This is a genomic window from Pseudomonas sp. PAGU 2196 (genome assembly GCF_022179005.1).
Taxonomy (GTDB): domain Bacteria; phylum Pseudomonadota; class Gammaproteobacteria; order Pseudomonadales; family Pseudomonadaceae; genus Aquipseudomonas; species Aquipseudomonas kermanshahensis.
In genome coordinates this window covers 11,027-30,980 of the sequence record NZ_BNTL01000027.1, presented here as the reverse complement: position 1 = coordinate 30,980, position 19,954 = coordinate 11,027, and the positions used below count along the sequence as shown (strand labels likewise).

The window sequence follows — 19,954 nt, the reverse complement described above, 5'->3', positions numbered from 1 at the left end:
GCTTCGCAGCCCTTTCGCGACGCAAGGCCGCTCCTATAGGTATCGCGCAGTTGTTAATCGGCCCGACATTCCGCTTACCCCCAGCCCGCCGCTCTGGTAAAATGCGCCGCCTCAAACGTCTGCAGGCAGCACCGTGGCATTTACCTGGGTTGATTGGGCGATCATCGCGATCATCGCCGTCTCCACACTGATCAGTCTCAAGCGCGGCTTCGTCAAGGAAGCCTTGTCCTTGCTCATCTGGATCATTGCCGGTGCGGTTGCCTGGATGTTCGGTGGCTCGCTCTCGGTGTATCTTGAAAGCTACATCCAGACGCCATCGATGCGCATCATCGCAGGCTGCGCCATTCTTTTCGTCGCCACCCTGCTGGTGGGGGCCATGGTCAACTTCCTTGTCGGCGAGCTGATCCGCGTGACCGGGCTGTCGGGTACCGATCGTTTCCTCGGCATGGCCTTCGGCGCCGCGCGCGGGGCCTTGCTGGTGGTAGTGGCCATCGGGCTGCTTAGCCTGGGGCCGGTTCAACAAGACACTTGGTGGCAGGAATCACGCCTGATACCACAATTTCTCTTGGTCGCTGACTGGTCGAAAAACCTGATTCTGGGTTTCACCAGCCAGTGGATGTCCAGTGGGGTGATCAGCACACCGGCTGATCTCCCGTTCAAGGAACAGTTGCTCGGGCCGGCAAAGCCCTGAGCGCTATTCACTCAAGTTTCGTCAAAGTAGGGGTTGCGTCGCATGTGTGGCATCGTCGGTATCGTCGGTAAGTCGAACGTCAATCAGGCGCTGTATGACGCGCTTACGGTCCTCCAGCACCGCGGCCAGGACGCTGCCGGTATCGTGACCAGCCATGACGGCCGGTTATTCCTGCGCAAGGATAATGGCCTGGTGCGCGATGTCTTCCAGCAGCGCCACATGCAGCGCCTGGTCGGCCACATGGGTATCGGCCACGTGCGCTACCCAACGGCGGGCAGCTCGACCTCGGCCGAGGCCCAGCCGTTCTACGTCAACTCGCCGTACGGCATCACCCTGGCGCACAACGGCAACCTGACCAACGTCGAGCAGCTGGCCAAGGAGATCTACGAGTCCGACCTGCGCCACGTCAACACCAATTCCGACTCGGAAGTGCTGCTGAACGTGTTCGCCCACGAGCTGGCCGTACGCGGCAAGCTGCAGCCGACCGAAGAAGACGTGTTCGCTGCGGTTTCCCACGTGCACAGCCGCTGCGTTGGTGGTTATGCGGTGGTGGCCATGGTCACCGGTTATGGCATCGTCGGTTTCCGTGACCCGAACGGTATTCGCCCGGTGGTGTTCGGCCAGCGTCACACCGACGAAGGTGTGGAGTACATGATCGCCTCCGAAAGCGTCGCCCTGGACGTGCTCGGCTTCACCCTGATCCGCGACCTGGCGCCGGGCGAAGCGGTGTACATCACCGAAGAAGGCCAGCTGTACACCAAGCAGTGTGCACAAAACCCGAAACTGCAGCCGTGCATCTTCGAACACGTCTACCTGGCCCGTCCGGACTCGATCATGGATGGCGTCTCGGTGTACAAGGCGCGCCTGCGCATGGGCGAAAAGCTGGCCGAGAAGATCCAGCGTGAACGCCCTGAGCACAACATCGACGTGGTTATCCCAATCCCGGACACCAGCCGCACTGCGGCGCTGGAGCTGGCCAACCACCTCGGCGTCAAGTTCCGCGAAGGCTTCGTCAAGAACCGCTACATCGGCCGTACCTTCATCATGCCCGGCCAGGCCGCGCGCAAGAAATCGGTACGCCAGAAGCTCAACGCCATCGAGCTGGAATTCCGCGGCAAGAACGTGATGCTGGTGGACGACTCGATCGTGCGCGGCACCACCTGCAAGCAGATCATCCAGATGGCCCGCGAAGCCGGCGCCAAGAACGTCTACTTCTGCTCCGCAGCCCCTGCGGTGCGCTACCCCAACGTCTACGGCATCGACATGCCGAGCGCTCACGAACTGATCGCCCACAACCGCACCACCGAACAGGTGGCCGAGTTGATCGGCGCCGACTGGCTGATTTACCAGGACCTGCCGGACCTGATCGAATCGGTCGGTGGCGGCAAGATCAAGATCGAGCACTTCGATTGCGCAGTGTTCAATGGTGAATACGTCACCGGCGACATCGACGCAGCCTACCTTGATCGTATCGAGCAGGCCCGTAACGACCTGGCGAAGGTGAAGACCCAGGCGGTCAGCGCGATCATCGACCTCTACAACAACTGATTAGGGAGCGACGGCATGACGGATCAATGGGATGCCGGACGACTGGACAGTGACCTCGAGGGTGTCGGCTTCGACACCCTGGCGGTGCGCGCCGGGCAAAACCGTACACCAGAGGCCGAGCACAGCGAAGCGCTGTTCCTGACCTCCAGCTATGTATTCCGTACGGCCGCCGATGCGGCTGCACGCTTTGCTGGCGAAACGCCGGGTAACGTCTACTCGCGCTACACCAACCCGACTGTGCGTGCCTTTGAGGAACGCCTGGCGGCCATGGAGGGCGCCGAGCAGGCAGTGGCGACGTCCACCGGTATGGCGGCGATCCTCGCCGTGGTCATGTCGCTGTGCAGCGCCGGTGACCATGTGCTGGTGTCGCAGAGCGTATTCGGCTCGACCATCAGCCTGTTCGAGAAATACTTCAAGCGCTTCGGCGTCGAGGTGGACTATGTGCCGCTGGTCGACCTGTCGGGTTGGGAAAAGGCCATCAAGGCCAATACCAAGCTGCTGATCGTCGAGTCGCCGTCCAACCCGCTGGCCGAGCTGGTCGATATCACTGCCCTCAGCGAAGTCGCCCACGCGCGTGGCGCCATGCTGGTGGTGGACAACTGCTTCAGCACCCCGGCACTGCAGCAGCCGCTCAAGCTGGGTGCCGACATCGTGTTCCACTCGGCAACCAAGTTCATCGATGGCCAGGGCCGTTGCATGGGCGGTGTGGTGGCTGGGCGCAGTGAGCAGATGAAAGAAGTGGTGGGCTTCCTGCGTACCGCAGGCCCGACCCTCAGCCCGTTCAATGCGTGGATCTTCACCAAGGGCCTGGAAACCCTCAAGCTGCGCATGCGTGCGCACTGCGAGAGCGCTCAACACCTGGCTGAGTGGCTGGAGCAGCAGGACGGCATCGAGAAGGTGCATTACGCCGGCCTGCCAAGCCACCCGCAGCACGAACTGGCCAAGCGCCAGATGAGCGGCTTTGGTGCGGTGGTCAGCTTCGAGGTCAAGGGCGGCAAAGAGGGCGCCTGGCGCTTCATCGATGCCACGCGGGTCATCTCGATCACCACCAACCTGGGTGACAGCAAGACCACCATCGCGCACCCCGCCACCACCTCCCACGGCCGCTTGTCGCCGCAGGAGCGTGAGGCAGCGGGTATCCGCGACAGCCTGGTCCGCGTTGCCGTGGGCCTTGAAGATGTGGCCGACCTGCAGGCAGACCTCGCGCGTGGGTTGGCGGCACTGTGATTGAAATCAGCGGCAGTAAGCCAGGCCATAACGGCCGGGTAGCCTTGGTGACCGGTGCCGCTCGCGGCATCGGCCTGGGGATTGCCGCCTGGTTGATCTGCGAAGGCTGGCAGGTGGTGCTCAGCGACCTTGACCGCCCACGCGGGGCCAAGGTGGCCAAGGCGTTGGGTGACAACGCCTGGTTCATCACCATGGACGTTGCCGACGAGGCGCAGGTCAGTGCCGGGGTGTCCGAGGTACTGGGGCAGTTCGGTCGGCTCGACGCGCTGGTGTGCAATGCGGCGATCGCCAACCCGCACAACCAGACGCTGGAAAGCCTTAGCCTGGCGCAATGGAACCGCGTACTGGCGGTCAACCTCAATGGCCCGATGCTGCTGGCCAAGCATTGCGCACCTTACCTGCGTGCGCATAACGGGGCGATCGTCAACCTGACCTCGACCCGGGCACGGCAGTCCGAACCGGATACCGAAGCCTATGCGGCAAGCAAGGGCGGCCTGGTCGCGTTGACCCATGCCCTGGCCATGAGCCTGGGCCCGGAGATCCGCGTCAATGCGGTGAGCCCGGGCTGGATCGATGCACGAGACCCTTCCCAGCGCCGTGCCGAACCGTTGACCGATGCCGACCATGCCCAGCACCCGACGGGCAGGGTAGGGACGGTGGAAGACGTGGCGGCCATGGTGGCCTGGCTGTTGTCGCGCCAAGCGGCTTTCGTCACCGGCCAGGAGTTCGTGGTCGATGGCGGCATGACCCGCAAGATGATCTACACCTGAGCTGTCAGATGTTAAGAAGGGGACCGAAAGGTCCCCTTTTTGTTTCCAGCGATTAATCATCGCGCGACCACTTGGTGTAGGGGCAGCCTTGTGCTGCGAAGAGGGCAGTGAGCTCATGCTGAATCATCGGTGCATTCACCGGCCTCTTCGCAGCACAAGGCTGCTCCTACAGTGAAGGCGGGATCGATCCATTGCCCTCACACTGGCAAACCTCTTTTTTTGCCCTTTTTGAAAAAAAATTCAATGGGGGTATTGACTTAGCATCGGTACCTGCGTAAATTTCGCGGCCTCAGCGAAGCAAACGCAACAAGCAACATCGCGGGGGTGATTAGCTCAGCCGGGAGAGCATCTGCCTTACAAGCAGAGGGTCGGCGGTTCGATCCCGTCATCACCCACCACTTCCTGAGCGTTCCTGGTGCAGGAAGCTTCGAAAGAAGCAGATAGCCAGAGAGGAACAAGGCCTGATAAGCCACGACGTAAGTCACTATGCGCAGCGGTAGTTCAGTCGGTTAGAATACCGGCCTGTCACGCCGGGGGTCGCGGGTTCGAGTCCCGTCCGCTGCGCCACTTTTTAGTAACGGATGGGTGCCTTGCACCGGTCTGAGACCGAAAGGCAAATATGCCTGAGGTCGATCCCAGTTTCAATCGGGCGCAAGCCTGAACGATACGCAGCGGTAGTTCAGNNCGTCCGCTGCGCCATCTTCGCCTCGAGGCCCCTTGAACGCCTCGAAGCAACGTGAAAAGCGACCTTAGGGTCGCTTTTTTCGTTTTCACGCCCCGCCAGTCCACATTTACACGAAGCTGACAGACTCTTCACGGATGAACGGTTTCAGTGCCCGTGCGCAGTGATGCACAATAGGCACCTTCTCGACTTACCCGGAATTCGCAATGACCAGATCATCCGTCTTTGGTGCGCTCGGGCTGGCCCTGGTGCTGGCGGGCGTGACCGGTTGTTCCTCGAAAAAAGCCGCCATCTACGAGCACGAGAACTTCGATGACTCGGGCACCTTCTCGCGCAGCTTCCCGGTGACCGATGCAGGCTCCTGTGAGGCCGCTCGCCGCGCCTTGCTCAGCCAGGGTTACATCATTACCAGCAGCGGCGCCAACCAGGTGACCGGCAACAAGAGCTTTCAGCAGAACAGCGAAAACCACCTGCAGATCAGCTTCAACGTTACCTGCGCACCCGACGTGAGCGACGAGCAGCGCTCGACCATGTTCGCCAACGCCCTGCAGGACCGCTACAGCCTGAAGAAATCCAACACTTCCGCCAGCCTTGGCGTGGGCGTGCTGGGTTCTGTGTCCATGCCGATAGGCTCCAGTGATGACTCGATGGTCAAGGTCGCCAGTGAGACGGTGACGGCGGCGCAGTTCTACGACCGTTACTTCGCACTGGTAGAGAGCTATCTGCCGAAGCCGAAAAAGGCCAGCAAGGCGAAGGCCAAAGTCGAGCCTGAGGCGCCAGCCCCCAAGGTTGAAAAACCAGCGGTAGACCTGGGGTTGCCGGAGCAGGCGGCTGCAGCGCCTGTGGCCGCTCCTGTAACGCCCGCGGCTGAAGCCACACCAGCGGCTGAAAGCACGCCTGCAGCTGCCGCCGTTGCCCCCTCCAGCGAAGTGCCAGCGGCGCCAGCGGCCAATGACAGCCAGGGGTCCCAGCCAGTAGCGCCGCCCGCCGAACCTGCGCCTATCCAGGTGCAGCAAGAGGCACAGCCTGTAGAGCCCGCACCCGCGGCGCTCTGACACATTCCCTGTTACAGACAGGCGGCGATAACGCCGTCGATACCTGCTACGTTTACTTCTCATGAGCTTGTCATCATTCCTTCACCCAACCTGCTTAGGTTGAAGGCGACATCTACGAAGACAAATGAGAAAAGAGGACGCAGGGCAATGGATGAATATCAGGAAGAGCTGCTCGAGTTCCAGGCATACGAACTGGACCCCCCGGAACCCGCCGACGACGCCACCGAGCTTTAGCCGGCCTGCCGCTGACTGCGGCGAAACTCCCCCGGCGTGAGGCCGGTCCAGCGCTTGAATGCGCGCTGGAAAGCCTCTGCCGAAGCAAACCCCAACAGATAAGCGATTTCGCCGAAAGCCAGCTCCGTGTCACGGATGTAGGTTTCGGCCAGGTCGCGCCGTGTCTCGTTCAACACGTCACGAAAACGCGTCCCTTCTTCGGCCAGCTTGCGCCGCAATGTCCAGGTCGGCAGCTGCAGGCTCAGTGCCACTTCGTCCAGGTCCGGTTCGCGGCCGCCATTGAGCAGCGGGCCGAGCAGGTGCGTGATGCGTTCACCCAGGCTGCGCACCCGCGTGCGCTGCTGCAACTCCGCTTCGCAAAGCTGCAGCAGGTGCTGCCAGGTGCTCGGGCAATGCTGCGGGTTGGCCATCTGCAGGGTGGCTCGGCTCAGGCGCAGTTGATTGCCATCGGTGCCGAACTGCACCGGGGTGCTGCACAGCGCCTGGTACTGGGCTGCATAGGGCGGCGCGGCAAATTCGATTTCAAGCCGTTCTGCCTGCAGCACAGTCCCCGCCAGGTCGCCCAGTTGCGCCAGCCAGCCGGCGAGCAGGGAGTCGACCACGAAGCGGTTGTAGGTGTTGTAGGGGCTGATGGAGTAAAACCGCAGCCAGGCGCCTTGGGCATCCTCCTGAAAGCGCGAGTGGCCCCGGTAGTTGGCAGCGTACAGCGGCTCGAAGCGCAACAAGGTGCGCGCCGCTTCGCCTACGGTGGGCGCCTGGGCCGCGGTGATGCCCGCAAGGCCTGCATGCGCCAGGCGGCTGAGTCGGCCCATGTGCAGGCCCAAGGCCGGCTCAGCGCACAGCGCGATGGCGGCATGCCCAAGGTGCATGTAACGCGGGATCGACAGGCGGGCTCCGGCTTCGGCCAGGCGTGCCGCATCCAGGCCATAGCGTTGCAGCAGGGGCGCAGGGTCGTGGCCCAGCACGCGCAGGGCCTCGGCCAGTGGCTGGACAAACCCTACCGACAGATCACCCAGGCGCACGCGGGGGCGGGCCACGGGGTTACAACCAGAGGTTCAGCAGGCGGGCGCCATGGCTGGGGTTGCCCGCCAGCAGTTGACCCGACTGATGGGCGAAGCCCTGGCCATCGCTGGCCTGCTCCCAGAACTGCCCACGCATGAACACGCTCATGCTGCTGACGTCTTCGCCAGCGAACTGGGTCAAGCTTTGCCAGGCGTTTTGTTCGCTGACTTCGCCACGCTTGAGGGCGAGCTCGGCCGCCGCGCCCTGATGGCGATTGCCACGCCATGGCGCCTCCCAGCTGCCTTTGCCACTGAGGAATACCGGGTTGGCGATCAATTGCACGGATTGTTGTGTCAGTTGCTGGTGGTTTTCCGGGTACCAGCTGTCACTGCCGACCAGTACGCCCAGGCGCCCGGCCGGGGTTTGCAGCACCTGCAGCGGTTGCTGGCGGCCATCATGGATAAAACGGCGCGTTTCGCTGTCCGGGTACTGCTGACGCTGTGGCTGGCCCAGCAGCGAGCCGTCGCCGGCAAACACCACGCTGCTGTTGTACAGCGGGCCATTGCCGGCGTGCAGCACGCCTTGTTTGACATAGGGGGCCGGCAGCACGATGGAGCCGGCCACCAGGGTTACGCCAAACTCCTTGGCCAGGCCACCGAACAACTGCTGATAATCGGCGGCCATCTGCTCGGCCTTCATGCGCAGGTGGGCGTCGCTGCGCCAGTCGTCGGCGTTGGCGCGCAGCATGGCCAGGCCATAGCGCAGCGGGTTGCTCAGTTCCAGCCATTGCAAGGCCTCGCGGCTCTGCGTGACTTGGTACAGCTCGTTCTTTTCACCCCGTGCCCACAGCCAGGTACCGATGTGCTCAGGCAGCACCACCACCGTACGTGGGCCGACCAGCCCCTGTACGCGAGCTTGCTGCAAATAGGCCGAAAGCTTGCGGTGCAGGCGTTGCAGGTTCTGGTAGTCACTGGGGTAGAGCAGCGGTTCGACGCCAAGCAAATTGCCTCGCTCACCGGGCACGCCATGGTTGAGCGCCAGCTCGATGCGCAGGTCGGAAAGGTAGTGGCCTTCCGGGCGCTGCTGGGTCCAGAAGCCGTAGCCGCACAGGGCGGCAATCATCACCAGCGCCAGGGCGCTTGCCAGAAGTTTTCGCATGAAGCGGTACAGCGCCTTGGAAGTTGGAGTTGTCTAGGGTAGCCCTGCTGTACGGGAGGATCAATAAGTTGTCAGTTTCGATCATTGAGGCTGTTCAAACAGCTGTTTAATGTCAGTGGCAGATAAACGACGGGGCCCGCCGGCCGGCGAGGCACCCGCATTCCGTGATCACGCCACAGGGGGACATTCCATGGCTGCCGACCGTTATCCGCACCTGCTCGCACCGCTCGACCTGGGCTTCACCACCTTGCGCAACCGCACCCTGATGGGCTCGATGCACACGGGCCTTGAAGAACGCCCCGGCGGCTTCGAGCGCATGGCGGCCTATTTTGCCGAGCGCGCCCGTGGCGGCGTCGGTCTGATGGTCACCGGCGGTATCGCTCCGAATGACGAGGGCGGCGTCTATTCCGGCGCTGCCAAGCTCAGCACCGAGGAAGAGGCCGACAAGCACCGCATCGTGACCGAGGCGGTGCATGCCGCTGGCGGCAAGATCTGCCTGCAGATCCTCCATGCCGGGCGCTATGCTTACAGCCCGCGCCAGGTCGCGCCCAGCGCCATCCAGGCGCCGATCAACCCGTTCAAGCCCAAAGAACTGGACGAAGCAGGCATCGAGAAACAGATCGCCGACTTCGTCAATTGCGCCGCGCTGGCCCAGCGGGCCGGCTATGACGGCGTCGAGATCATGGGTTCGGAAGGCTACTTCATCAACCAGTTCCTGGCCGCCCACACCAACCACCGTACCGACAGGTGGGGGGGCAGCTATGAAAACCGCATGCGCCTGGCCGTCGAGATCGTCAGCCGTGTGCGCGGCGCGGTGGGCCCGAACTTCATCATCATCTTCCGCCTATCGATGCTCGACCTGGTCGAAGGTGGCAGCACCTGGGACGAAATCGAGCTGCTGGCCAAGGCCATCGAGCAGGCGGGGGCGACCCTGATCAATACCGGTATCGGTTGGCACGAAGCGCGTATCCCGACCATCGCCACCAAAGTGCCGCGGGCGGCGTTCAGCAAGGTCACCGCCAAGCTGCGTGGCACCGTGCGCATCCCGCTGATCACCACCAACCGCATCAACACCCCGGAAGTCGCCGAGGCGGTGCTCGCCGAAGGCGATGCCGACATGGTTTCGATGGCCCGGCCGTTCCTGGCCGACCCGGACTTCGTCAACAAGGCCGCTGCTGGGCGCGCTGACCAGATCAACACCTGCATCGGTTGCAACCAAGCCTGCCTGGACCACACCTTCGGCGGCAAGCTGACCAGTTGCCTGGTCAACCCGCGCGCCTGCTACGAGACCGAACTCAACTACCTGCCTGTGCGCACCGTGAAGCGTATTGCCGTTGTCGGTGCTGGCCCGGCCGGCCTGGCTGCCGCCACCGTGGCCGCCGAGCGGGGCCACCAGGTGACCTTGTTCGATGCCGCTGGCGAGATCGGCGGGCAGTTCAACGTGGCCAAGCGGGTGCCGGGCAAGGAAGAGTTCTTCGAGACCCTGCGCTATTTCCGTAACAAGCTGAGCAGCACTGGCGTAGACCTGCGCCTGAACACCCGCGTCGATGTACAGGCGCTGGTGGACGGCGGCTTCGACGAGGTCATCCTGGCCACCGGCATCGCGCCGCGTACGCCGGCGATCCCGGGGGTCGAGCATGCCAAGGTGCTCAGCTACCTGGACGTGCTGCTCCAGCGTAAGCCAGTCGGCCAGGCTGTCGCGGTGATTGGCGCGGGTGGCATCGGTTTCGATGTGTCCGAATACCTGGTGCACCAGGGCGTGGCCAGCAGCCAAGACCGCGAGGCGTTCTGGAAAGAGTGGGGCATCGACACCCAGCTCGAGGCCCGCGGTGGTGTGGCCGGCATCAAGGCTGCGCCGCACGCGCCGGCACGCCAGGTGTATCTGCTGCAGCGCAAGCAGTCCAAGGTCGGCGACGGGTTGGGCAAGACCACCGGCTGGATCCACCGGACGGGGCTGAAGAACAAGCAGGTGCAGATGCTCAACGGCGTGGAGTACCTGGGTATCGATGATGCCGGCTTGCATATTCGGGTCGGCGGTGGTGAGCCGCAATTGCTGGCGGTGGACAACGTGGTGATCTGTGCCGGGCAGGAGCCGCTGCGAGCGTTGCACGAAGGCTTGCTGGCCGCAGGCCAGTCGGTGCACTTGATTGGTGGCGCGGATGTGGCGGCCGAGTTGGATGCCAAGCGGGCGATCAACCAAGGCTCGCGGTTGGCTGCCGAGCTTTGAGATAGCCGGGGGCCGCGAAGCGGCCCCCGATGTTCGCTGATAAACTGAAGCCTTCGCTTCAGGCCCCGATCCATGTCTATCGATTTTCTCGACCTGCCCCAGGCTCCTCTACACCCCTTGAACCTGCCCTGGCTACAGAGTGCCAAGGTCGAAGTCGCCATTCTGCGCCTGGACCTGATCGACCCCCTGATCAGCGGCAACAAGTGGTTCAAGCTGCGCCACCACCTCCAGCACGCTCATGAATCAGGTGCCCCTGGCCTGATCAGCCTCGGCGGCAGCCACTCCAACCACCTTCATGCCCTGGCCGCTGCCGGCAAACGCTTTGGCTTCGCCACGGCCGGCCTGCTGCGTGGCCACCCCCAGGACACGCCCACGGTGCGCGATCTGCAGGCGTTGGGCATGCACGTGCACTGGCTCGGCTATGGCGGCTACCGCGCCCGTCATGAGGCGGGTTTCTGGCAACCCTGGCAGGCACGCTACCCTGGTTGGCACTGCATCCCCGAAGGCGGCGGCGGCTTGGCCGGCGCGCAGGGTTGCGGGTTGATCGTCGCGCAGGCGCGCGCGCAACTGGCCGAGATCGGTTGGGACGATTACTGCGCCTGGTGGCTGGCCGTGGGTACCGGTACAACGTTGGCCGGCCTGGTGCTGGAAGAGGCGGGCGCGCATGACGTGCACGGCGCGCTGGCGGTGCCCCGCGATCACGGCGTGCCGGACGTTGTGATGGATCTGGCCGGCGGCAGTGGCTATCAACTGCATGATGCCTGCCGAGGCGGTTTCGCTCGGATCGACGACGAACTGCTGGCGTTCATCGACGCATGCGAGCGGCACACAGGCGTGCCGCTGGAAGCGCTCTACACCGGCAAGGCCCTGCTGGCGCTACGCGAGCAGGTCGAGGCCGGCCTGTTCGCGCCCGGCACCCGCCTGATCGTGCTGCATACCGGTGGTCTGCAAGGCCGACGCGGTTATTTGTAGGGCAGCATGCGCAGCAGCGTGTTGTCGCGCTGCACGTAGTGGTGATATAGCCCGGCCAATGCATGCAGGCCGATCAGCCAGTAACCCCAGCTGCCGATACGTTCATGCCAGCCTTTGATGAATTTGGCCTGGTCTGGGTCCGCGCCGATGAGGTGTGGCAGTTCCAGCCCGTAGAAGGGGACTGGCTTGTCGGCGGCGCTCAAAATCAGCCAGCCGGCCAGGGGCAGGCCGATCATCAGCAGGTACAGCGCCAGGTGCATCAGGTGGGCAAGGCCGGTCTGCCAGGCCGGTGGCTTGGGCAGGATGGGCGGGGTGGGGCGGCTCAGGCGCACGGCCAGGCGCAGCCAGACCAGCACGAATACGGTCAGGCCCAGCATGAAGTGCAGGTCCTTCATCAGATTGCGCTCGGCGCTGTCCTTGGGGAACAGGCCGCGAAACTCGATGCAGGCGTATACGACGGCCAGTAGCACCAGCATCAGCCAATGCAGGGCGATGGACAGGCGCGCGTAATGTTGTGTGGGGGTAGATGAAACCATGGAGGATCCTCGTCATCAGGTCTTGTAGTGGCGCTCTTGGTGGCGCTCAGCACTCACTGTATCCGCTTGAGGGAACCAATCTTTGCTCCAGGTCGGTGAAAATTGTGTTGCTTGTACCGGCCTCTTCGCGGGCAGAATCATCGCGTGGGCAAAAGTGGCCAGCTATCAGCCACCAAAAACACCCGCTCCACTTCATGCCAGGCACCCTCGGCTTCTTGCTCCAGCCTGACCAGCATCTGCGCCGGCGCATGCTCATCCAGCCCCTGCAGCCAGGCCCCGAACTGCAGTGCCGTCCAGCACTCATCCGCCTCGACCCGCGCCGGTGCCAACCAGGCATCGCGGGGCAAAGGCTGCCACCGTTCGCCAGTGGCCATCGACCAATCCCGCCGCCGCAACCAGCGCCCGCGCAGGTGCAGTGGGTTGGCCCCCGCGGGCGGTTCTGCCTGCCCAGGCCATGGGTAGAACAGGTAACCGGCCAGCCACAGATGCGCCTGCACCTGCTGCACGCCAAGCCCGGCCAAGGCCGCGCGGCTCTGTGCGCCACTGGACATCGGCAACTGATGCCCAGTCAGGTGCGCCAGTTTGATCCCCAGCCGGTCATGGCAACCTGGGCCAAGCCATTGCGTCGGGTCTCGGCCATCGCTGTGGGTCGGCCCCAGGTAAAACTTGATGGCCAACTCGAAATGCTGCACCCCCTCGTCATCCCGCAACAGAATGTCCAGCTCACCCAACGTCTGCCCGCCTGCGCGAATCGCCAGGTTTGCCGCCAGCAACTCAAGGCCCGGCGCCTGGCCCAGGGCGAACTGCCAGAGGCATTCGTAGTACAGGCCCAGCCGCCGACTGGTCAGCCGCGCCAGCCTGTCGCGCAGCGGTTGCTCATTGGTATCCAGCGCCAGCAGCCAGGCTTTCAGGCGTTGCGGATCATCGGCCCAGGCGCTGCCGGCCAACGGGTGGCGCTGGGGGCAGGGCGGGGCGCTCAGCAGCGGGGGCGACAGCAATGCCCAGGCCAGGTCGCGCACGGCCGGGCGGCGCAACTGGAGAGGCAAGTCGTGGAGTTCGGCGAAAGGCATCATCCAGCGAGCATAGCCGGTTTGCCGCTACCCGGTCGTTTCGCCCATAATCGGCGCATAGTCACCCGCCGCAGAGCCTCGCAGGAGCCCCATGGAGCAATTTCGCAATATCGGTATCATCGGACGCCTTGGCAGCTCGCAGGTGCTCGACACCATTCGCCGACTGAAAAAATTCCTCCTCGAGCGCCACCTGCACGTGATCCTCGAGGACACTATCGCCGAAGTCCTGCCCGGCCACGGCCTGCAGACGTCCACGCGCAAGCTGCTGGGCGAGGTCTGCGACCTGGTCATCGTCGTCGGCGGTGACGGCAGCCTGCTCGGCGCCGCCCGCGCGCTGGCCCGGCACAACATCCCGGTGCTCGGCATCAACCGCGGCAACTTGGGCTTTCTCACCGACATCCGCCCTGACGAGCTGGAAGAAAAGGTCGCCGAAGTGCTCGACGGCCACTACCTGGTAGAAAACCGCTTCCTGCTGCAGGCCGAAGTGCGCCGTCACCACGAGGCCATCGGCCAGGGCGATGCGCTCAACGACGTGGTCTTGCACCCCGGCAAGTCGACGCGGATGATCGAGTTCGAAATCTACATCGACGGCCAGTTCGTCTGCAGCCAGAAGGCCGATGGCCTGATCGTTGCCACCCCAACCGGCTCGACCGCCTACGCGTTGTCGGCTGGCGGCCCGATCATGCACCCCAAGCTCGACGCTATCGTCATCGTGCCGATGTACCCGCATACCCTGTCGGGCCGGCCGATCGTGGTGGACGGCAACAGCGAACTGAAGATTGTCGTGGCCAAGGACCTGCAGATTTACCCGCAGGTGTCCTGTGACGGCCAGAACCACTTCACCTGCGCCCCTGGCGACACCATCACGGTGAGCAAGAAACCGCAGAAGCTGCGCCTGATCCACCCGCTGGACCATAACTACTACGAAGTGTGCCGTACCAAACTCGGCTGGGGCAGCCGCCTTGGAAGCAGGGACGACTGATGCTCGATCCGGCGCGAAGTTTTGACATCATCGGTGACGTGCATGGCTGTGCGCTGACCCTTGAACGCTTGCTCGACGCCCTCGGTTACAAGCGCGTGGCCGGCGTCTGGCGTCACCCGCGGCGCCAGGCATTGTTCCTGGGCGACATCGTCGACCGTGGGCCGCGCATCCGCGAGGCATTGCACATCGTGCACGACATGGTCGAGGCCGGCCAGGCGTTCTGCATCATGGGCAACCATGAGTACAACGCCCTGGGCTGGGTCACCCCGGCGCTGCCTGGCAGCGGCAAGGCCCATGTGCGCGAACACACGCCACGTCACGCCCGGCTGATCGACGAGACCCTCACGCAGTTCGCCCACCACCCCGGCGACTGGCATGACTTCGTCAACTGGTTCTACGAACTGCCGCTGTTCGTCGACGCCGGGCGTTTCCGCCTGGTGCATGCCTGCTGGGACCCACGGCTGATCGAGCCGCTGCGCCAGCAATACCCGGACGGGCGTATCGACGAACATTTCATCCAGGCCTCGGTTGTGCCCGGCAGCTTTGCCGCCACCGTGTGCAATCGCCTGCTGCGGGGCACCGACATGCGCCTGCCGGACGGCTTGACCCTGACCGGTGGCGATGGCCTGACCCGCGCCTTCTTCCGCACCAAGTTCTGGGAAGAAGACCCGCAAACCTATGGCGACATCGTGTTCCAGCCCGATGCGCTGCCTGAAGCCGTCGCCAGCACGCCCCTGAGCCATACCCAGAAGAACGCCTTGCTGCGCTATGCCGAGGACGAGCCTTTGTTGTTCGTCGGCCACTACTGGCGCAGCGGCCGCCCGGCGCCGATCCGCGACAACTTGGCCTGCCTCGACTACAGCGCGGTGCTTTACGGCAAGCTGGTCGCCTATCGGCTGGATGATGAAACCCGTATCGACCCGCACAAGTTCGTCTGGGTCGACGTCGACCGCCCACAGGCCAATCAATGAACATAATCGAAGTGATGCGCCTGCCGCTGTCGGTCGACCTCAGCGGCTTCGTGCACCTGCTGCAACGCTTGCAGGTGCCACACCGGGTCAGTGAAGAAGGTGAAGTCCAAGTGCTGTGGGCCCCCGACACGCTGGCCCAGGATGTGCTGCAGCTCTACCAGCGCTATCCCGACGGTAACGCCGACCTTGAGCTTGCGCAGGCCCCTGTGGAAGGGGATTCAGCCGCGAGTGCCCCCACACAGCCCTCCCTGAAAGACCAGGTAAGCGCCTGCAAGGTCACCGCCGCTGTCCTGCTGCTGTGCTTCATCGTTGCCGGCATCACCGGCCTTGGCGACAATTTTTCGACCATTGGCTGGTTCACCTTCCTCGACTTCCGCGTGCAGGGCGACTACCTCTACTTCACCCCGCTGGCCCAAGGCCTCGCCGAAGGCCAATGGTGGCGCCTGGTGTCGCCGATGCTGCTGCATTTCGGCGTGCTGCACCTGGCCATGAACAGCCTGTGGTACTGGGAACTGGGCAAGCGCATCGAGCTGCGCCAGGGGCCATGGCTGTTGCTGGGCCTGACCCTGTTGTTCAGCCTGGTTTCCAACCTGGCCCAGCACTACACCAGTGGCGCGAGCCTGTTCGGCGGCCTTTCTGGGGTGCTGTACGGCCTGCTCGGGCACATCTGGCTGTACCAGTGGCTGGCGCCCAACCCGCACTTCAACCTGCCCAAGGGCGTGCTGGTGATGATGCTCATCTGGCTGGTGGTGTGCCTGACCGGCGTGGTCGGCCAGCTCGGCTTCGGCCAAATCGCCAACGCCGCCCACGTCGGCGGCCTGCTCATCGGATGCCTGACAGGGCTCTTGGGTGGCGGCATGGCCCGGCGTAAACTGTCGGCTTGAATTAGGAGACGCTATGTCCACTTTCGCGCAAATGATCGAAAACATTACTCCCGAGATCTACGAGAGCCTGAAAACGGCCGTGGAAATCGGCAAATGGTCCGATGGCCGCAAGCTCACTGCCGAGCAGAAAGAGCTGTCGCTGCAGGCGGTGATCGCCTGGGAAATGAAAAACCTCCCCGAAGACCAGCGTACCGGCTACATGGGGCCGCAAGAGTGCGCCTCGAAGTCTGCGCCAATCGCTAACATTCTGTTCAAGTCGGACTCGGTACATTGATCGAACTCGCTCGTGGCTCTTTGAGCAAGATGGCGGTGCGCCTTGAAGCACCGGTCGTGCAATACAGCTTTCGCCTGGGTGAAGAGCAGGTGCCGGTCAACCCGTTGATCGGCCAGCGCTTGCGCCTCGAGTACCTCGGCGCCATTCACTGCAGCCATTGCGGCAAGCGCACCAAGACCAGCTTCAGTCAGGGTTACTGCTACCCGTGCATGACCAAGCTGGCCCAGTGCGACGTGTGCATCATGGCCCCGGAACGCTGCCACTATGACGCCGGTACCTGCCGCGAACCGTCCTGGGGCGAGCAGTTCTGCATGACCGACCACGTGGTCTACCTGGCCAACTCGTCAGGGGTCAAGGTCGGTATTACCCGCGCCACCCAGCTGCCCACGCGCTGGCTCGACCAGGGTGCCAGCCAGGCGCTGCCGATCATGCGCGTGGCCACCCGCCAGCAGTCGGGCCTGGTCGAAGACGTGCTGCGCAGCCAGGTACCGGACCGCACCAACTGGCGCGCCCTGCTCAAGGGTGACGCCGAAGCGCTGGACCTGGTGGCCATTCGTGAACAGATTTTCGATGCCTGCGCCGACGGCCTGCGCGAGCTGCAAGGGCGCTTCGGCTTGCAGGCGATTCAGCCGCTGCCGGATGCCGAAGTGGTGCAGATGCGTTACCCGGTCGAGGCCTACCCGACGAAGATCGTCAGCTTCAACCTGGACAAGAACCCGGTAGTGGAAGGCACGCTGCTGGGCATCAAGGGCCAGTACCTGATCTTCGACACCGGCGTGATCAACATTCGCAAGTACACGGCCTACCAGTTGGCCGTGCTCCAGTAAAAAGGACCTGCACATGCGTACCGAACAACCGCAAGTGATCTACCTCAAGGACTACCAGGCGCCCGAGTACCTGATCGACGAGACGCACCTGACCTTCGAGCTGTTCGAGGACCACACCCTGGTCCATGCGCAACTGGTCATGCGCCGCAACCCGGCACGCGGTGCCGGCCTGCCGCCGTTGGTGCTCGACGGCCAGCAGCTTGAGCTGCTGCGCGCTTCGCTGGACGATGCCGAGCTGCAGGCGAGCGATTACCAGCTCGAAGCCGACAGCCTGACCGTGCAGCCCAAGGCAGAGCGTTTTACCCTCGACACCAGCGTGAAGATCCACCCCGAGAGCAACACCGCGCTGGAAGGCCTGTACAAGTCCGGCAAGATGTTCTGCACCCAGTGCGAGGCCGAGGGCTTCCGCAAGATCACCTACTACCTCGACCGCCCGGACGTGATGAGCACCTTCACCACCACGGTGATCGCCGAGCAGCATCGCTACCCGGTGCTGCTGTCCAACGGTAACCCCATCGGCAGCGGGCCGGCAGAAGACGGCCGCCATTGGGCAACGTGGGAAGACCCGTTCATGAAACCGGCCTACCTGTTCGCCCTGGTGGCCGGTGACCTCTGGTGCGTCGAGGACAATTTCGTGCGCCAGTCGGGCCGCGATGTGACCCTGCGCATCTACGTCGAACCCGAGAACATCGACAAGTGCGACCACGCCATGGTCAGCCTGAAGAAGTCCATGCGCTGGGACGAAGAAGTCTATGGCCGCGAGTACGACCTGGACATCTTCATGATCGTCGCGGTCAACGACTTCAACATGGGCGCCATGGAAAACAAGGGCCTGAACATCTTCAACTCCAGCTGTGTGCTGGCCCGGGCCGAAACTGCCACCGACGCCGCCCACCAGCGTGTCGAAGGCGTGGTGGCCCACGAGTACTTCCACAACTGGTCGGGCAACCGCGTCACCTGCCGTGACTGGTTCCAGCTGTCGCTCAAGGAAGGCTTCACGGTGTTCCGCGACGCCGAGTTCAGCGCCGACATGAACTCGCGCACGGTCAAGCGCATCGAAGACGTCGCTTACCTGCGGACCCACCAGTTCGCCGAAGATGCCGGCCCCATGGCCCACCCGGTACGCCCGGACAGCTTCATCGAAATCTCCAACTTCTACACCCTGACTGTGTACGAAAAGGGTGCCGAGGTTGTACGCATGGTCCGCACCCTGCTGGGGGCCGAGGGCTTCCGTAAGGGTAGCGACCTGTACTTCGAACGCCACGATGGCCAGGCGGTGACCACCGACGACTTCATCAAGGCCATGGAAGATGCCAACGGCGTTGACCTGACCCAGTTCAAACGCTGGTACAACCAGGCGGGCACGCCGCGCCTGGAAGTCAGCGAAGCCTATGATGCAGGCGCCCAGACTTACAGCCTGACCTTCCGCCAGAGCTGCCCGCAGACCCCGGACAAGGCCGAGAAGCTGCCGTTCGTGATCCCGGTCGAGCTGGGCCTGCTGGATGCCAAAGGCAACGACCTGCCGCTGCGCCTGGCGGGTGAGGCCGCGGCTGGCGGCACCAGCCGCGTGCTGTCGGTGACCGAGGCGGAGCAAACCTTCACCTTCGAAGGCCTCACGGCCAAGCCGCTGCCCTCGCTGCTGCGAGGCTTCAGCGCGCCGGTGAAGTTGAGCTTCCCGTACGACCGCGACCAGCTGATGTTCCTGATGCAGCATGACAGCGATGGTTTCAACCGCTGGGAAGCGGGCCAACAGCTGTCGGTGCAGGTGCTTCAAGAACTGATCGGCCAGCATCTACGTGGCGAAGCGTTGAAGCTCGACCCGCGCCTGATCACCGCCCTCGGTACCGTGCTGGGCAACGAATCGCTGGACGCCGCCATGGTCGCCGAGATGCTCTCGCTGCCAGGCGAAGCCTACCTCACCGAAATCAGCCAGGTAGCTGACGTCGATGCCATTCACGCCGCCCGCGAGTTCGCCCGCCAGCAGATCGCCGAGCAGCTGTTCGATGGCCTGTGGGCCCGCTACCAGGCGCACCGCGAGGTCTCGCGCAGCACGGCCTACGTCGCCGCGGCCGAGCACTTCGCCCGCCGCAGCCTGCAGAACATCGCCCTGTCGTACCTGATGCTCAGCGGCAAGCCGCAGGTGCTGGAGGCGACCCTGGAGCAGTTCGACCAGTGCGACAACATGACCGAGCGCCTGACCGCCCTGGCGGTGCTGGTCAACTCGCCGTTCGAAGCCGAGCGGGCCAAGGCGCTGGAAACCTTCGCCGAGCACTTCAAGGACAACCCGTTGGTCATGGACCAGTGGTTCAGCGTGCAGGCCGCCAGTTCGCTGCCAGGCGGGCTGGTCCGGGTCAAGGCGCTGATGCAGCACCCGGCGTTTACCCTGAAAAACCCGAACAAGGTGCGGGCGTTGGTGGGGGCGTTTGCCGGGCAGAACCTGGTCAACTTCCATGCGGCCGATGGTTCGGGTTATCGCTTCCTGGCGGACCTGGTGATCGAGCTGAATGCGCTGAACCCGCAGATTGCTTCGCGTCAATTGGCACCGCTGACCCGCTGGCGCAAGTACGACGACGCGCGTCAGGCGCTGATGAAGGGTGAGCTGGAGCGGATTCTGGCTTCTGGGGCGCTGTCCAGTGATGTGTATGAGGTGGTGAGCAAGAGCTTGGCGTGAGTGCTCGATAGCCTGAACGGGCCCTTTCGCGGGACAAGCCCGCTCCCACAGGTACTGTGCACTACCTGTGGGAGCGGGCTTGTCCCGCGAAGCTTTTGGGCGGTTAACAAAACATAACGTCCCGTTCGTTGTAATTCTTCAGCCTTCCCCGATACGATCCCCACAAGCCTCTA

17 protein-coding genes and 2 tRNA genes are annotated in these 19,954 nt (G+C 63.7%); 15 read left to right on the top strand and 4 right to left on the bottom strand.

The features are described from left to right. The first annotated feature begins 133 nt into the window (after window positions 1-133). The 7 genes from MFF34_RS21420 (at window position 134) to MFF34_RS21390 (ending at window position 5,973) form a co-directional block, all read left to right on the top strand. Window positions 134-691, top strand: a complete 558-nt coding sequence (locus MFF34_RS21420; protein ID WP_012313468.1) for a CvpA family protein — start codon at window positions 134-136, stop codon at window positions 689-691. Window positions 692-733: 42 nt separating this feature from the next. Next, a complete protein-coding gene (gene purF / locus MFF34_RS21415; protein WP_027596720.1) occupies window positions 734-2,239 on the top strand; it encodes an amidophosphoribosyltransferase in 1,506 nt (501 codons plus the stop codon). Window positions 2,240-2,254: 15 nt separating this feature from the next. After that, on the top strand, window positions 2,255-3,466 hold the full coding sequence (locus MFF34_RS21410) for an O-succinylhomoserine sulfhydrylase (RefSeq protein ID WP_099430085.1): 1,212 nt from the start codon (window positions 2,255-2,257) through the stop codon (window positions 3,464-3,466). Continuing rightward, window positions 3,463-4,236, top strand: a complete 774-nt coding sequence (locus tag MFF34_RS21405; RefSeq protein ID WP_027596718.1) for an SDR family oxidoreductase — start codon at window positions 3,463-3,465, stop codon at window positions 4,234-4,236. Before MFF34_RS21410 ends, MFF34_RS21405 begins: the two co-directional genes overlap by 4 nt. 322 nt (window positions 4,237-4,558) lie before the next feature. Continuing rightward, a tRNA-Val gene (locus tag MFF34_RS21400) sits at window positions 4,559-4,634 on the top strand. Window positions 4,635-4,726: 92 nt separating this feature from the next. Next, a tRNA-Asp gene (locus tag MFF34_RS21395) sits at window positions 4,727-4,803 on the top strand. A gap of 321 nt (window positions 4,804-5,124) precedes the next feature. Beyond that, the gene (locus MFF34_RS21390) at window positions 5,125-5,973 is read left to right on the top strand and encodes a DUF2242 domain-containing protein (RefSeq protein ID WP_238216345.1); all 849 of its coding nucleotides are present in this window, start codon (window positions 5,125-5,127) and stop codon (window positions 5,971-5,973) included. 230 nt (window positions 5,974-6,203) lie between these two features. Here MFF34_RS21390 and MFF34_RS21385 read toward each other — a convergent pair whose 3' ends face one another. Together MFF34_RS21385 and MFF34_RS21380 are read right to left on the bottom strand one after the other, a co-directional pair. After that, a complete protein-coding gene (locus MFF34_RS21385; protein WP_238216343.1) occupies window positions 6,204-7,244 on the bottom strand; it encodes an AraC family transcriptional regulator in 1,041 nt (346 codons plus the stop codon). Between the two features lie 4 nt (window positions 7,245-7,248). Continuing rightward, window positions 7,249-8,367: a nitrilase-related carbon-nitrogen hydrolase gene (locus tag MFF34_RS21380; RefSeq protein ID WP_238216341.1), complete on the bottom strand. Its 1,119-nt coding sequence runs from the start codon at window positions 8,365-8,367 to the stop codon at window positions 7,249-7,251. Between the two features lie 190 nt (window positions 8,368-8,557). Here MFF34_RS21380 and MFF34_RS21375 point away from each other — a divergent pair, with 190 nt between their 5' ends. Both MFF34_RS21375 and MFF34_RS21370 read left to right on the top strand, forming a co-directional pair. Further along, window positions 8,558-10,594, top strand: coding sequence for an NADPH-dependent 2,4-dienoyl-CoA reductase (locus tag MFF34_RS21375; RefSeq protein WP_238216339.1), 2,037 nt, complete (start codon window positions 8,558-8,560; stop codon window positions 10,592-10,594). Window positions 10,595-10,672: 78 nt separating this feature from the next. Next, window positions 10,673-11,566, top strand: coding sequence for a 1-aminocyclopropane-1-carboxylate deaminase/D-cysteine desulfhydrase (locus MFF34_RS21370; protein ID WP_238216369.1), 894 nt, complete (start codon window positions 10,673-10,675; stop codon window positions 11,564-11,566). Here MFF34_RS21370 and cybB read toward each other — a convergent pair. After that, complete coding sequence (gene cybB / locus MFF34_RS21365; RefSeq protein ID WP_099430082.1) at window positions 11,557-12,102, bottom strand: cytochrome b561; 546 nt, start codon at window positions 12,100-12,102, stop codon at window positions 11,557-11,559. The two genes, MFF34_RS21370 and cybB, sit on opposite strands and share 10 nt — an antisense overlap. Window positions 12,103-12,239: 137 nt before the next feature. Beyond that, complete coding sequence (locus MFF34_RS21360; RefSeq protein WP_238216337.1) at window positions 12,240-13,175, bottom strand: DUF1853 family protein; 936 nt, start codon at window positions 13,173-13,175, stop codon at window positions 12,240-12,242. 88 nt (window positions 13,176-13,263) lie between these two features. Here MFF34_RS21360 and MFF34_RS21355 point away from each other — a divergent pair, with 88 nt between their 5' ends. Genes MFF34_RS21355 through pepN form a run of 6 tightly spaced genes read left to right on the top strand, consistent with a single transcriptional unit; the run spans window position 13,264 to window position 19,781 of the window. Beyond that, window positions 13,264-14,154, top strand: coding sequence for an NAD(+) kinase (locus tag MFF34_RS21355; RefSeq protein WP_027596710.1), 891 nt, complete (start codon window positions 13,264-13,266; stop codon window positions 14,152-14,154). After that, entirely contained in the window at window positions 14,154-15,125 is a 972-nt protein-coding gene (locus tag MFF34_RS21350) for a metallophosphoesterase (protein ID WP_238216335.1), read from the top strand. The genes MFF34_RS21355 and MFF34_RS21350 overlap by 1 nt, the downstream gene beginning before the upstream one ends. Next, on the top strand, window positions 15,122-16,009 hold the full coding sequence (locus MFF34_RS21345; RefSeq protein WP_238216332.1) for a rhomboid family intramembrane serine protease: 888 nt from the start codon (window positions 15,122-15,124) through the stop codon (window positions 16,007-16,009). Before MFF34_RS21350 ends, MFF34_RS21345 begins: the two co-directional genes overlap by 4 nt. Before the next feature lie 13 nt (window positions 16,010-16,022). Beyond that, on the top strand, window positions 16,023-16,283 hold the full coding sequence (locus MFF34_RS21340; protein WP_051099822.1) for a YeaC family protein: 261 nt from the start codon (window positions 16,023-16,025) through the stop codon (window positions 16,281-16,283). Next, window positions 16,280-17,110: a DUF2797 domain-containing protein gene (locus MFF34_RS21335; protein ID WP_085273671.1), complete on the top strand. Its 831-nt coding sequence runs from the start codon at window positions 16,280-16,282 to the stop codon at window positions 17,108-17,110. Before MFF34_RS21340 ends, MFF34_RS21335 begins: the two co-directional genes overlap by 4 nt. A gap of 13 nt (window positions 17,111-17,123) precedes the next feature. Next, window positions 17,124-19,781: an aminopeptidase N gene (pepN, locus tag MFF34_RS21330; RefSeq protein WP_238216330.1), complete on the top strand. Its 2,658-nt coding sequence runs from the start codon at window positions 17,124-17,126 to the stop codon at window positions 19,779-19,781. Window positions 19,782-19,954 lie beyond the last annotated feature (173 nt).